Here is a 12,192-nt window from a genome sequence, read left to right as displayed (position 1 = left end):
TCACGCTAGTGGTGGTCGGCCGGTGCGGGCTTCTCGATTCCTGATCGGTCGGGTGGCTTGTTTGGTGAGGCAGGGTGGTGGTTCGGCGGTGTCGGGGGCGTGGCGGGCGCGGTAGGCGCTGGGTGGTTCGCCGACGAGTTCGGTGAAGCGGGTGCTGAAGGTGCCCAGGGACTGGCAGCCGACGGCGAAGCAGACGTCGGTGACGCTGAGGTCGCCGCGGCGCAGCAGGGCCATGGCGCGTTCGATGCGGCGGGTCATGAGGTATGCGTACGGCGATTCGCCGTAGGTCTGGCGGAACTGGCGGCTGAGGTGGCCGGCGGACATGTGTTCGCCGCGGGCGAGGGCTTCGACGTCGAGGGGTTTGGCGTATTCGCGGTCGATGCGGTCGCGGACGCGGCGTAGCCGGGTGAGGTCGCGCAGGCGCTGGGCGAACGCGGGGTCGTCGGTTGCCGGGTGCGGTGGCACGTCCGCATCCTGCCTGGTGGGCGGTGGGGTCGTCCACCTGTTCGAGCGGCGAGTCGCCGCCCGGGTGCACCCGGGCGGCAGGTGCACCCGCGCTGTCGGTCAGCGCAGCCGGCGGGCGGTGAAGCGGGTGGGTGGGTCGGCGATGGCGTCCTGGGTGGCGACGATCTGCAGTTCGCGGGTGCCGGCTTCGAGGGTGGCCTCGAGTACGGCGTAGATCGAGTTGGTGGTGCGTTCCAGGGCGGTCTGTGGTGAGCCGGTGGTGGCGAGGTGGGCGAGGTAGAGGGCGGCGGTGACGTCGCCGCCGCCGTTGGGTGCGATCGGCAGCAGCGGGGTGGTGACGGCCCAGGCGCCGTCGTCGGAGACGGCGACGACTTCCAGGTGGCCGGCGGGCAGGTCGCCGTGCAGGACGCTGGTGACCAGGACGTGCCGGGGGCCGGTGGCGCGGACGGCGTCGACGGCGGCGAGCAGGTCGTCGACGGTGTCGGTGGTGCGGCCGGCGAGGAACTCCAGCTCGAACTGGTTGGGGGTGACGATGTCGGCGCGGGGGACGACGGTGTCGCGGAGGTATTCGGGGATGCCGGGGCGGACGAACATGCCGCGGCCGACGTCGCCCATGACCGGGTCGCAGCAGTAGAGGGCGGCCGGGTTGGCGGCCTTGACCTGGGCGACGGCGTCGAGGATGACGGCGCCGACGGCGGGGTCGCCCTGGTAGCCGGAGAGGACGGCGTCGGCGGTGCCCAGTACGCCGCGGTCGGCGATGCCGGCGATGACGTCGGCGACGTCGGTGGGGGCGAGCAGGGGGCCGCGCCAGGCGCCGTAGCCGGTGTGGTTGGAGAAGTGCACGGTCAGGACCGGCCAGACCTCGTGTCGGAGGCGTTGCAGTGGGAACACGGCGGCGGAGTTGCCGACGTGGCCGTAGGCGACCGACGACTGGATGGACAGGATCTTCACCTGGTCATCGTCGCATCCCCTGCCGGGGATGACTGCTGGTGGTGGGGTGATGACGGGCCGGGACGGCGGTGACCGTTCGGCTCAGGGTTTCGACCGCCGGGCGCGGGGCGGGTTTGGGCGCAGCGTGCGGTGGGGGCATGAACTCCGGTGTTCTCGCCTTCTGGACGGAGGAAGCGTTGATGCTTTCCGCACTCGATCGTCGGCACACCGTCGCGCCGCCGGGGTACAGCCGTTGGCTGATTCCTCCGGCGGCGCTGGCGATCCATCTGTGCATCGGGCAGGTGTACGCGACGAGCGTGTACAAGAACTCCCTGATCGCGCATTTCGACACGAGTCAGACGGCGATCGGGGTGATCTTCAGCATCGCGATCGTGATGCTGGGGTTGTCTGCCGCGGTGGCCGGTACGTGGGTGGAGGCGAACGGGCCGCGGAAGGCGATGTTCGTCTCGGCGTGTTTCTGGGCGGCGGGGTTCCTGGTCGGGGCGCTGGGCATCGCGACCGGGCAGCTGTGGCTGCTGTATCTGGGGTACGGGGTGCTGGGCGGGATCGGTCTGGGGATCGGGTACATCTCCCCCGTCTCCACGTTGATCAAGTGGTTCCCGGACCGGCCGGGTCTGGCGACCGGGCTGGCGATCATGGGGTTCGGCGGTGGGGCGATGGTGGCCTCTCCCCTGTCCCGGCAGCTGCTGTCGTTCTTCGACTCGGGTTACGACCCGTCGAACAGCGGTTCCACGGCGTCGGGTTCGGCACTGGTGTGGCTGTTCGTCACGCTCGGCGTCGGCTACTTCGTGATCATGATGTTCGGGGTGTTCAACGTGCGGGTCCCGGCGGCGGGCTGGCGGCCGGCCGGGTTCGACCCGGCGAAGGTGGCGGAGAAGCCGCTGGTGACGACCGCCAACGTGTCGGCGGCCAACGCGGTGAGGACGCGGTCGTTCTGGCTGCTGTGGGTGGTGCTGTTCTGCAACGTGACGGCGGGTATCGGCATTCTGGAGCAGGCCAGCCCGATGATCCAGGACTTCTTCCGCGACAACGGGACCTCGGCGGTGTCGGTGGCGGCGGCCGGCGGGTTCGTGGGAGTGCTGTCGCTGTTCAACATGGCGGGCCGGTTCGTGTGGTCGTCCACGTCGGATGTGATCGGCCGCAAGCCGATCTACGTGGTGTACCTGGGTGTGGGCATGGTGCTGTACCTGCTGCTGGCGCTGGTGGGGCAGACCTCGACGGCGTTGTTCGTGCTGCTGGCAGCCGTGATCCTGTCGTTCTACGGTGGCGGGTTCGCGACCATTCCGGCGTACCTGCGGGACATGTTCGGCACGTTCGAGGTGGGCGCGATCCACGGCCGGCTGCTGACCGCGTGGTCGGCGGCGGGCGTGGCCGGGCCGCTGATCGTCAACGCGTTCCTCGACGCGCAGGGCGAGCCGGGCACGTTGACCGCGGCGGCGTACCGGCCGGCGTTGTTCACGATGGTCGGGGTGCTGGCGGTGGGTCTGGTGGCGAACCTGCTGGTGCGGCCGGTGCCGCAGCGCTACCACGAGCCCGCGTCGGGGCGGGACGAGACGGTGCAGGGGACCACGGAGAGGAGCGGATCGTGAACGAGCGCGGCGGAGGCGGGCAGCAGGTCCGCCTGGTGGTGTCGTGGCTGGTGGTGTCGGTGCTGCTGGGCTACGGGGTGGTGCAGACGCTGATCACGGCGGCGAAGCTGTTCACCCAGTAGGAGGCGCGACGCGGCGGCCCGGGGGTGGGGATCCCCGGGCCGCCGCCGGGTCAGAGACCGCCGCCGACGCGCAGGACCGCGCCCGTGGTGTACGAGGCGTCCGGGCCGAGCAGGTACGCGATCGCGCCGGCGACCTCTTCGGGTTCGCCTGCGCGGCCCATCGGGATCCGGCTCGCGGCGGTGTCGGGGCGGTCTGGCGCGCCGGAGCGGGCGTGGATGGTGGTGCGGATGATGCCGGGGGCGACGGCGTTGACGCGGATGCCGTGCGGCGCGAGTTCCTTGGCGAGCCCGACGGTGAGGGTGTCGGTGGCGGCCTTGACTGCGGCGTAGTGGATGTACTCGCCGGGTGAGCCGAGCGTGGCGGCGACGGAGGAGACGTTGACGATGGCGCCGCCGCGGGTGAGCCGCCGGGCCGCCTGCTGGGCGCAGAGGACGTACCCGATGAGGTTGACGTCGACGACATCGCGCAGGTCCTCGACGCGCAGCTCGGTGAACGGGCCGATCGGGCTGGTGACGCCGGCGTTGTTGACCAGGCCGGTGAGCGGGCCGAGCCGGTCGGCGGCGTCGAAGATGCGGCGTACCTGGTCGGGGTCGCATGTGTCGGCGGCGACGGTGACCGCGCGGCGGCCGGTGGCGCGCACGTCGGCGGCCACGGATTCGGCGGCGGTGTGGTCGGTGCGGTAGCCGATGACCAGGTCGTGGCCGTCGGCGGCGAGCCGGCGGGCGGTGGCCGCGCCGATGCCGCGTCCTCCCCCGGTGACGATGGTGACGGAGGTCAATGCCCTTCTCCCCTGTCGTGCGGTGGGGGCGACGTTACCGTGGGCGGGACCATCCGGGGCGGAGAGGACTGTCACATGGGGGGCGCGTTGGTGCTGGGTGGCGGCGGGGTGACCGGCGTGGCCTGGGAGCTGGGTCTGCTGGCCGGGCTCGCCGGGCACGGCCTGCCGCTGGACGAGGCGGATCTGGTGGTGGGCACGTCGGCCGGGTCGGTGGTCGGGGCGCAGGTGCGTTCGGGTACGCCCCTGGCGGAGTTGTACGAGGCGCAGCTGCGGCCGCCCCGCGAGGAGGTGCCGGCGCGGCTCGGGACGGGCGTGCTGTTGCGCTGGGCGTGGGCCGGTGGGCGGGGCCGGGACGCGGCGCGGGCCCGGGCGCGTATCGGCGCGATGGCGTTGTCGGCGCGTACCCCGTCGGAGCGGTCGCGGCGGGCGGTGATCGCGGCGCGGTTGCCGTCGCCGCAGTGGCCGGCGGCGCGGCTGCTGGTCACCGCCGTGGACGCGGCCTCCGGTGAGTTCGTGGTGTTCGACGCGGACAGCGGGGTGTCGCTGGTGGACGCGGTCGGCGCGAGTTGCGCGGTGCCGGGGGTGTGGCCGCCGGTGACTGTCGGCGGCCGGCGTTACGTCGACGGCGGGGTCCGCTCGCCGGTGAACGCGGATCTGGCGGCCGGCTGCGATCGGGTGGTGGTGCTGGCGCCGACGCGCGCGGCGGTGGGGCCGATGCCGCGGCTGTCGGCGCAGGTGGCGGCGTTGCGGGAGGCGGGGGCGCGGGTGGCGGTGGTGTCGCCGGACCGGGCGGCGCGGACGGCGATCGGCCGCAACGTGCTGGACCCGGCGCGGCGGGCGGCGTCGGCGCGGGCCGGGTTCGCGCAGGCCGACGCGGTGGCCGACGAGATCGCGGCGGTCTGGCGCTGAGCCCTGGGCGCCGCTCAGGTGCCGCCGGTGAGGCGCGCGAGGCGCCGGTTGAGGTAACGCTGTTCGGGCAGGCTGCCGGTGAGCCGGGCGGCCAGCCGGTAGTGCTCGGCGGCGGCGTGTGGGTCGCCGTGGAGTTCCAGCAGGTGCGCGCGGACGGCGTGCAGCCGGTGGTGGCCGCGCATCGCCGGGTCGGCCAGCAGCGGGTCGAGCAGGGCCAGCCCGACGGCGGGGCCGTGCGCCATGGCCACCGCGACGGCCTGGTTGAGCGTGACGAACGGGCTGGGGGCGACCCGGCTCAGCATGTCGTAGAGGACGCTGATCTGCAGCCAGTCGGTGTCCGGGAAGGCCGGTGCCTCGGCGTGCACGGCGGCGATGGCCGCCTGGAGCTGGTAGCGGCCCACCGGGCCGTGGGGCAGGGCCCGGCCGAGCAGCGTGACGCCCTCGTCGATGAGGTCGCCGCGCCAGCGGGAGCGGTCCTGGCCGGCCAGCGGCACGAGGTCACCGGCGGCGTCGGTACGGGCCGGCGACCGGGCGTGGGTGAGCAGCATCAGCGCCAGCGCGCCGGCGACCTCGTGGTGTCCGGGCAGCGCCGCGTGGACCTGCCGGGTGAGCCGGATCGCCTCCTCGGCGAGCTCCACGTCGACGAGCTGGTCGCCGGAGGTGCGGGTGTAGCCCTCGCTGAACACCAGGTGGCACACGTCCAGCACGGCAGCCACCCGGTCGGGCAGCGCGTCCGGCGGCGGCAGGGTGAACCGGGCGCCGGCCTCGCGCAGGGTCGCGCGGGCGCGGCTCAGCCGCTGCGTCATGGTCCGGGCCGGAACCAGGTAGGCCGCGGCGATCTGCTCCACGCGTAGTCCCGCCACCGCGCGCAGGGTCAGCGCGACCTGGGAGGGGCGGCTCAGTGCCGGGTGGCAGCACAGGAACAGCAGCCGCAGCGTGTCGTCGGCGCCGGTCACGGGCGTGTCGTCGTCGACGGGCGGTACCACGCCGGCGCCGGGTTGCCGGGCCGCGTCGAGCCGCTCGCGGCGGGTCCGGGCCTGCTCGGCGCGCATCCGGTCGATCAGCCGTCGCGAGGCGACCTGGATGAGCCAGGCCCGCGGTTCGTCGGGCACACCGGTGAGCGGCCAGCGAGCGGCGGCGGCCTCCGCCGCGTCCTGCAGGGCGTCCTCGCAGGCGTCGGGGTGCCCGTAGCGGCGCAGCAGCGCGGCGCGGACGTGCGGCGCTTCCCGGCGCCACACGTCCGCGAGTGCCGTGGCGTCACTGATCGGAGCCGCCCGGCCACATCAGGGGCCGCAGCTCGACCGTCTCGCCCGGGCCGGCGAACTTCGCGGCGACGGCCTCCGCGCGGGCCTGGTCCTCGACGTCGACGAGGAAGAAACCGGCGAGGTGTTCCTTGGCCTCGGAGTACGGGCCGTCGGTGGCCAGCGGTGCGCCGTCGCGCCACCGGTAGAGCCGGGCGGTGCCGGGGTCGGCGAGCGCCTCCCCCATGACCAGCTCACCGTTGGCGTGCAGCTCGGTCATCACCTGCTCGAAGTCGGCGTTGAGCTGTTCGCGTACCTCGGCGGGCAGCTCCTGGTGGGCGGCGAGGTATTCGGAGGTGGGGTGGCCCCACGGCTCCGGGTTGGAGTGGATCATGATCACGTACTTCACTGGCTGTCCTTCGCGTCGTGCGGCGGTGTCTCCCCGCCGCTCGCCCGGTACGACGGAGCGGGATCGCCGATGTCTACATATCCTCGCGTCATGAGTGACGCGGTGGGTGTCGGTGACCTGGTCGAGGATTTCACGCTGCCGGACGAGACGGGCACGCCACGGCGCCTGTCGGAGTTCCTGGCCGCGGGTCCGGTGGTGCTGTTCTTCTACCCGGCGGCGATGACGCGGGGCTGCACGGCGGAGAGCTGCCACTTCCGGGACCTGGCGGCGGAGTTCGCGGCGGTGGGCGCGCAACGGGTGGGGATCAGCCGGGATCCGGTGCAGCGGCAGGCGGAGTTCTCCCGCCGGCACGGGCTCGGCTATCCGCTGCTGTCCGACGCCGACGGCGAGGTGGCGCGGGCGTTCGGGGTGCGGCGGCGGCTGCCGCTGGGCGCGCTGAGCACCCGGCGGATGACGTTCGTGATCGGCACGGATCGGCGGGTGCTCGCCGTGGTGCACAGCGAGCTGAGCATGAACGAGCACGCCGACGCGGCGCTGCGCGCCCTCGGGGGCTGATCATCGCGGTGTCGCAGCCGGCTGGTATCAAGGCTGCGTCAAACAGGTGTACGGAAGAGGGCGTGATGGCGGGTCAGGGTTTGTCCACTGACGAGGTTCAGGGAATCCGGGAGGCCCTTGCGGCGGGCCGCAAGCCCCGGGTGGTGTTCACCGAGGCGGCCGGGCAGATGGCCGGGCAGCTCGGGCAGGTGGTGGAGCTGACCGACCCGGCGGCGTCGGAGGAGTTCGTGGTGGTGCGGTTCGGCCGCGACGAGCTGCCGTTCTCCCCCGCCGACGTGGCGATCGCCCCCAAGGGCGCCGGGCGGCGTCCGGCCGCGGAGGCGAAGCCGGAACCGGAGCAGCCGCCGGCCGCGCCGGAGCCTGCGTTCGTGCTGGACACGCCGCGGGTGCCGGCGCCGCGGCGGGAGGAGACGAAGACCGAGCAGCCGCCGGCGGAGCCGAAGCCGGCGAAGCGGGCGGTGAAGGCCGCGAAGCCGAAGACCCCGCCGGGGCTGACCGTGACGCTCGCGTACGCCGAGGGCGAGTGGACGGTGGCCGCGCAGCAGGGCACGAAGGCGCTGGCCAGGCCGTACGTGGTGAAGCCGGCCGAGGCGCTGCGGATGGTGGCGCTTGTCGACGTGCCCGGCGTGCAGGAGGCGGTGGAGCAGATCCTGGCCGCCGAGCGGGCCGAGGCCGAGCAGCAGGCGGAAAAGCTGCGCGCCGAGCTGGCCGAGATCGAGGCGCGGCTGGCGGAGCTGCGCGAGGCGCGCTGACTCCGGAACGCCCCGCGGGGCCGGTGCGACCCCCTCGCACCGGCCCCGCGTCCCCTGCGCCCACAGGTCGATCAGTGTTGCGGGATGTTCTGTACCCCGATCCGGCGGCGGAACACCCAGTACGTCCAACCCTGGTACGCCAGCACGATCGGCGTGAAGATCACCGCCACCCAGGTCATGATCTTCAGGGTGTACGGGGTGGACGCGGCGTTGGTGGCGGTGAGCGTGCCGGCCGCGTCGAGGGTGGACGGCATCACGTTCGGGAACAGCGCGGCGAACAGCGTCGCCACGGCCAGCGCGATCGCCACGGCGGTGCCCGTGAACGCCCAGCCCTCCCGGCGTACCTTGGCCGCGGCCAGACCGCCGAGCAGGGCGAGGGCGGCGCCGACGGCGAGCACGACGGCGGCGGCGCTGGAGCGGATGCTCAGCGACCAGCTCAGGAACGCCACGGCGGCCACGGCGGTGCCGACGCCGAGCTTGACGGCGAGGGCGCCGGCGCGTTCCCGGATGTCACCGGTGGTCTTGAGCGCCAGGAACACCGCGCCGTGGGTGAGGAACAGCCCCAGCGTGGTCAGGCCGCCGAGCAGCGCGTACGGGCTGAGCAGGTCGAGCAGGCCGCCGACGTACTCGTGGTCGGCGTCCAGCGGCACGCCGCGGAAGATGTTCGCGAACGCCACGCCCCACAGCACGGCCGGGATCGCCGAGCCCCAGAAGATGGCCTGGTCCCAGCGGCGCTTCCAGGACGCCTCGGGCCGCTTGTGGCGGTACTCGAAGGCGACACCGCGGGCGATCAGTGCCAGCAGGATCAGCAGCAGCGGCAGGTAGAAGCCGGAGAACAGGGTGGCGTACCACTCGGGGAAGGCGGCGAACATGGCGCCGCCGGCAGTGATCAGCCACACCTCGTTGCCGTCCCAGACCGGGCCGATAGTGTTGATCAGGACGCGGCGCTGCCTGTCGTCGCGGCCGAGCACCGGCAGCAGCATCCCGACGCCGAAGTCGAAGCCTTCGAGGATGAAGTAGCCGGTGAAGAGCACTGCTACGAGGAGAAACCAGACGGTCGTCAGTTCCACGGTTGGGCTCCGGGGTGTCAGTAGGCGAACGCCAGCGGGCGCTCGGCGTCGTCGGTGTCGTCGGTGTCGTCGTCGGGGGTGACGTCCGGGACGCCGGCGCGGGCGTAGCGGACCAGCAGTTTGAACTCGACCACCGCGAGGACGGCGTAGATGAGCGTGAACGCGGTGAACGAGGTGAGCACCTCGGTCAGGGAGACACTGCGGGACACGCCGTCACGGGTGAGCATCTCGCCGAAGACGATCCACGGCTGGCGGCCCATCTCGGTGAAGATCCAGCCGAACGAGTTGGCCAGCAGCGGCAGCACGGGCATGACCAGGCCGGCGCGCAGCAGCCACTTGCTGGTGGGGGTGCGGCCCTTGCGCTGGCTCCACAGCACCAGCAGGGCGATCGCGGCGGCGGCCAGCCCGAAGGCGATCATGAAGCGGAAGCTCCAGTAGGTGACCGGGATGATCGGGGCGTAGTTGCCGGGGCCGTACTGGCTGGCGTACTGGGCCTGCAGGTCGTTGATGCCCTGGACGGTGCCGTTGGGGTCGCCGGTGCCGAGGAACGACAGCAGGTACGGGATCTTGACGGCGAACAACTCGCGGCTGCCGTCGAGGCTGCCGACGGTGAGCACGGAGAACGAGGCGGGGCTCTCGGTGGTGTAGAGGCCCTCGGCGGCGGCCATCTTCATCGGCTGCACCTCGGTCATGATCTTGCCCTGGATGTCGCCGGTGAGGATGACCAGCGCCGAGGAGACCAGGACCGTCCAGGAGCCGAGCTTGGTGGCGAAGCGGTACGCGCCGGTGTCGGCGCTGTCGCGGTTGCGCATCACGTGCCACAGGCCGACGGTGACCATCAGTGACCCGGCGACCAGGAACGCGCCGGCCAGGGTGTGCGGGAAGGTCACCAGGGCGACCTTGTTGGTGAGCACGGCGACGAAGTCGGTCAGCTCGGCGCGGCCGCTCTCCGGGTTGATCCGGAAGCCGACCGGGTTCTGCATGAACGAGTTCGCGGCGAGGATGAAGTACGCCGACAGGTTGGTGCCGATCGCGGCGGCCCAGATCGAGGCCAGGTGCAGGCGCTTGGGCAGCCGGTCCCAGCCGAAGATCCACAGGCCGATGAACGTGGACTCCAGGAAGAACGCGACAAGGGCCTCGATGGCCAGCGGCGCGCCGAAGATGTCGCCGACGAAGCGGGAGTAGTCGCTCCAGTTCATGCCGAACTGGAACTCCTGCACGATGCCGGTGACCACACCCATCGCGAAGTTGATCAGGAAGAGCTTGCCGTAGAACTTGGTGAGTTTGAGGTACCGCTCGTTGCCGGTGCGGTGCCACATGGTCTGGAGGATCGCCACCAGCACGGACAGGCCGATGGTCAACGGCACGAACAAGAAGTGGTAGACGGTGGTGACACCGAACTGCCAGCGGGCGACGTCCAACGCGTCCACCAGAAAACCCCCAGCTGTGCATACTACGAGACGTAGTAGATACTACTCGGCGTCGTAGCGAAAGCAGCAGGGCCGCAGGGCCCCACCCGGCCCGGGACCAATGACCCTGATCACCCTTGCCGGAGGACCTGCGGCCCCGGGATCACCCTTGCCGGAGGACCTGCGGTCCCGGGATCACCCTTGCCGGAGGACCCCCACCGGCTCCCCCCGCCGTGCCCGCACGTGCGACCATCCAGCACTGATGAACAGCACCCCCTGGCGCGCGCCGCTGCTGTGGCGGGGCGCGCAGACGCTCGCCCGCGCGGTCGTCGGGCTGGTCGGCCGGCTGGAGGTCACCGGCGACGTGCCCGACGCGCTGCGCCACGGCCCGCTGGTCCTGGCCGCCAACCACATCAGCCCGTTCGACCCGGTGGTGCTCGCCGCCGCCTGCCGGGTCCGGCGCGTCGCGCCCCGGATCATGGCCACCGGCGGGCTGTTCCGCGCCCCGCTGATCGGCTCGCTGATGCGTCACGCCGGGCACATCCGCGTCGACCGGGGCACCGCCGCGGTGCACCGCTCCCTGGAGGCCGCCGCCCACGCGGTGGCCGGCGGCTCGGTGGTACTGGTCTACCCGGAGGGACGCATCGGGCTCGACCCCGGCATGTGGCCCGAGCGGGGCAAGACCGGCACCGCCCGGCTCGCGTTCGCCAGCGGCGCCGCCGTCGTACCGGTGGCCCAGTGGGGCTCGCACGAGGTGCTGCCCTACCGGGCGCCCAAGGGGATGCTGCGCGCGACGGCCCGGGCGATCGTGCGCCGGCCCGCCATCCGGGTGCACTTCGGCGCGCCGGTGCCGCTGGACGACCTGCGGCCGGGCTCCCCCGGCGCGGCCCGGCAGGCCACCGACCGGATCATCGACGCGATCACCGACGACCTGGTGCCGCTGCGCCCCGACGAGCCGGACCTGCCGCGCCACGTCGACCCGGGCCGGCCGGTCGACACCGCCCGCGCCCACCACCGCCGCCACGCCGGCTGACGCATCCCGGCCCCGCTGGCGGGTATCACGTCCCCGCGCCCCCTTCAGGCGGAGAGGACCTCGTCATGACCGCTGTCCGAGCACTCGTTCTCAACTGCACGCTGAAGCGCTCCCCGGCGACGTCCAGTGCGCAGGTACTCGGTCAGGAGGTGCTCGACGCGCTGGCCGAGCAGGGCGTCGACGGCGAGATCGTCCGGGTGGTCGACCACGACGTGCGGTTCGGGGTCTCCGTCGACGAGGGTGACGGCGACGGCTGGCCCGCGATCCGCGCCAAGCTGCTCGCCGCCCAGATCCTGATCATCGCCACGCCGATCTGGCTCGGTCAGCCCTCGTCGGTGACCAAGATGGTCCTCGAACGGCTGGACGCCGAGCTGTCCGAGACCGACGACCAGGGCCGCCTGCGCACCTACGGCAAGGTCGGCGGGGTGGCGGTGGTCGGCAACGAGGACGGCGCGCACCACACCATCGCAGAGGTGCAGCAGGCCCTCAACGAGGTGGGGTTCACCTGCCCGGCCGCCGGGGCCACCTACTGGGTCGGCGAGGCGCTGCACAAGACCGACTACGTCGACGCCCGCCCCAAACCCGACACGACCGGCCGTACCACCGCCGCGCTGGCGCTCAACAGCGCCCACCTGGCCCGGCTGCTCGCCGAGAGCCCCTACCCGCCCCCCGGAACCCGCAACGCGGCCACCGGCCCCAGCAGCCAGCCCGGCTGACCCGACGCCCCCTACCCACTCCGGCTGGCCGCGTCCCCGCCGCCGTCGATCTTGCAGTTGGTGCCCCGGCAAATCCGGCCAACCGCCCTCGACGAGGGCCGCAAGTGCAAGATCAGCGAGGCGGGGGCGGGCAGGGTGGGATGCTCCTATAGAAGTCAAGGGGTGTTGAGGGTGGTGAAGTCAGCGAGGAGG

Annotated in this window: 14 protein-coding genes; 7 read left to right on the top strand and 7 right to left on the bottom strand. The window is 72.6% G+C overall.

Annotated elements, in window-relative coordinates:
* The gene (locus tag OC439_RS26150; RefSeq protein ID WP_013286348.1) at nucleotides 1-465 is read right to left on the bottom strand and encodes a helix-turn-helix transcriptional regulator; all 465 of its coding nucleotides are present in this window, start codon (nucleotides 463-465) and stop codon (nucleotides 1-3) included.
* 99 nt (nucleotides 466-564) lie between these two features.
* Nucleotides 565-1,416: a pyridoxal kinase PdxY gene (gene pdxY, locus OC439_RS26145; RefSeq protein WP_262015753.1), complete on the bottom strand. Its 852-nt coding sequence runs from the start codon at nucleotides 1,414-1,416 to the stop codon at nucleotides 565-567.
* Nucleotides 1,417-1,595: 179 nt separating this feature from the next.
* Here pdxY and OC439_RS26140 point away from each other — a divergent pair, with 179 nt between their 5' ends.
* Together OC439_RS26140 and OC439_RS26135 are read left to right on the top strand one after the other, a co-directional pair.
* Complete coding sequence (locus tag OC439_RS26140) at nucleotides 1,596-3,005, top strand: OFA family MFS transporter (RefSeq protein WP_262015752.1); 1,410 nt, start codon at nucleotides 1,596-1,598, stop codon at nucleotides 3,003-3,005.
* A complete protein-coding gene (locus OC439_RS26135) occupies nucleotides 3,002-3,127 on the top strand; it encodes a hypothetical protein (RefSeq protein WP_262015751.1) in 126 nt (41 codons plus the stop codon). Before OC439_RS26140 ends, OC439_RS26135 begins: the two co-directional genes overlap by 4 nt.
* Before the next feature lie 50 nt (nucleotides 3,128-3,177).
* Here the strand turns inward: OC439_RS26135 and OC439_RS26130 are convergent, their stop codons facing one another.
* The gene (locus tag OC439_RS26130) at nucleotides 3,178-3,906 is read right to left on the bottom strand and encodes an SDR family NAD(P)-dependent oxidoreductase (RefSeq protein WP_262015750.1); all 729 of its coding nucleotides are present in this window, start codon (nucleotides 3,904-3,906) and stop codon (nucleotides 3,178-3,180) included.
* Nucleotides 3,907-3,981: 75 nt separating this feature from the next.
* Here OC439_RS26130 and OC439_RS26125 point away from each other — a divergent pair, with 75 nt between their 5' ends.
* Entirely contained in the window at nucleotides 3,982-4,815 is an 834-nt protein-coding gene (locus tag OC439_RS26125) for a patatin-like phospholipase family protein (RefSeq protein ID WP_262015749.1), read from the top strand.
* A 14-nt stretch (nucleotides 4,816-4,829) separates the two neighbouring features.
* Here OC439_RS26125 and OC439_RS26120 read toward each other — a convergent pair whose 3' ends face one another.
* Both OC439_RS26120 and OC439_RS26115 read right to left on the bottom strand, forming a co-directional pair.
* Nucleotides 4,830-6,053 carry an RNA polymerase sigma factor gene (locus OC439_RS26120; RefSeq protein WP_262015748.1) on the bottom strand — a complete coding sequence of 408 codons (1,224 nt, stop codon included), beginning with the start codon at nucleotides 6,051-6,053 and terminating at the stop codon, nucleotides 4,830-4,832.
* Nucleotides 6,054-6,072: 19 nt separating this feature from the next.
* A complete protein-coding gene (locus tag OC439_RS26115; RefSeq protein ID WP_262015747.1) occupies nucleotides 6,073-6,465 on the bottom strand; it encodes a YciI family protein in 393 nt (130 codons plus the stop codon).
* A 90-nt stretch (nucleotides 6,466-6,555) separates the two neighbouring features.
* Between OC439_RS26115 and OC439_RS26110 the strand changes: the two genes are divergently transcribed.
* Together OC439_RS26110 and OC439_RS26105 are read left to right on the top strand one after the other, a co-directional pair.
* Entirely contained in the window at nucleotides 6,556-7,020 is a 465-nt protein-coding gene (locus OC439_RS26110; RefSeq protein ID WP_256487405.1) for a peroxiredoxin, read from the top strand.
* Between the two features lie 65 nt (nucleotides 7,021-7,085).
* Nucleotides 7,086-7,772, top strand: a complete 687-nt coding sequence (locus OC439_RS26105) for a hypothetical protein (RefSeq protein WP_262015746.1) — start codon at nucleotides 7,086-7,088, stop codon at nucleotides 7,770-7,772.
* A gap of 71 nt (nucleotides 7,773-7,843) precedes the next feature.
* Here OC439_RS26105 and cydB read toward each other — a convergent pair whose 3' ends face one another.
* Nucleotides 7,844-8,842, bottom strand: coding sequence for a cytochrome d ubiquinol oxidase subunit II (gene cydB, locus OC439_RS26100; RefSeq protein ID WP_262015745.1), 999 nt, complete (start codon nucleotides 8,840-8,842; stop codon nucleotides 7,844-7,846).
* A gap of 17 nt (nucleotides 8,843-8,859) precedes the next feature.
* Complete coding sequence (locus tag OC439_RS26095; RefSeq protein WP_262015744.1) at nucleotides 8,860-10,272, bottom strand: cytochrome ubiquinol oxidase subunit I; 1,413 nt, start codon at nucleotides 10,270-10,272, stop codon at nucleotides 8,860-8,862.
* 241 nt (nucleotides 10,273-10,513) lie between these two features.
* Between OC439_RS26095 and OC439_RS26090 the strand changes: the two genes are divergently transcribed.
* The gene (locus tag OC439_RS26090) at nucleotides 10,514-11,284 is read left to right on the top strand and encodes a lysophospholipid acyltransferase family protein (protein ID WP_262015743.1); all 771 of its coding nucleotides are present in this window, start codon (nucleotides 10,514-10,516) and stop codon (nucleotides 11,282-11,284) included.
* A 65-nt stretch (nucleotides 11,285-11,349) separates the two neighbouring features.
* On the top strand, nucleotides 11,350-12,000 hold the full coding sequence (locus OC439_RS26085) for a flavodoxin family protein (protein ID WP_262015742.1): 651 nt from the start codon (nucleotides 11,350-11,352) through the stop codon (nucleotides 11,998-12,000).
* Nucleotides 12,001-12,192: the final 192 nt, after the last annotated feature.

The organism is Micromonospora sp. Mcm103, assembly GCF_024519755.1.
In the GTDB taxonomy this organism is placed as follows: Bacteria; Actinomycetota; Actinomycetes; order Mycobacteriales; family Micromonosporaceae; genus Micromonospora; species Micromonospora aurantiaca.
This window is presented reverse-complemented; position numbering and strand designations above follow the sequence as displayed.

Bases quoted from the DNA above. Each gene is read 5' to 3' on its own strand.
- OC439_RS26140 (WP_262015752.1), top strand. From the start codon at position 1,596: ATGCTTTCCGCACTCGATCGTCGGCACACCGTCGCGCCGCCGGGGTAC.
- OC439_RS26125 (WP_262015749.1), top strand. From the start codon at position 3,982: ATGGGGGGCGCGTTGGTGCTGGGTGGCGGCGGGGTGACCGGCGTGGCC.
- OC439_RS26110 (WP_256487405.1), top strand. From the start codon at position 6,556: ATGAGTGACGCGGTGGGTGTCGGTGACCTGGTCGAGGATTTCACGCTG.
- OC439_RS26105 (WP_262015746.1), top strand. From the start codon at position 7,086: ATGGCGGGTCAGGGTTTGTCCACTGACGAGGTTCAGGGAATCCGGGAG.
- OC439_RS26090 (WP_262015743.1), top strand. From the start codon at position 10,514: ATGAACAGCACCCCCTGGCGCGCGCCGCTGCTGTGGCGGGGCGCGCAG.
- OC439_RS26085 (WP_262015742.1), top strand. From the start codon at position 11,350: ATGACCGCTGTCCGAGCACTCGTTCTCAACTGCACGCTGAAGCGCTCC.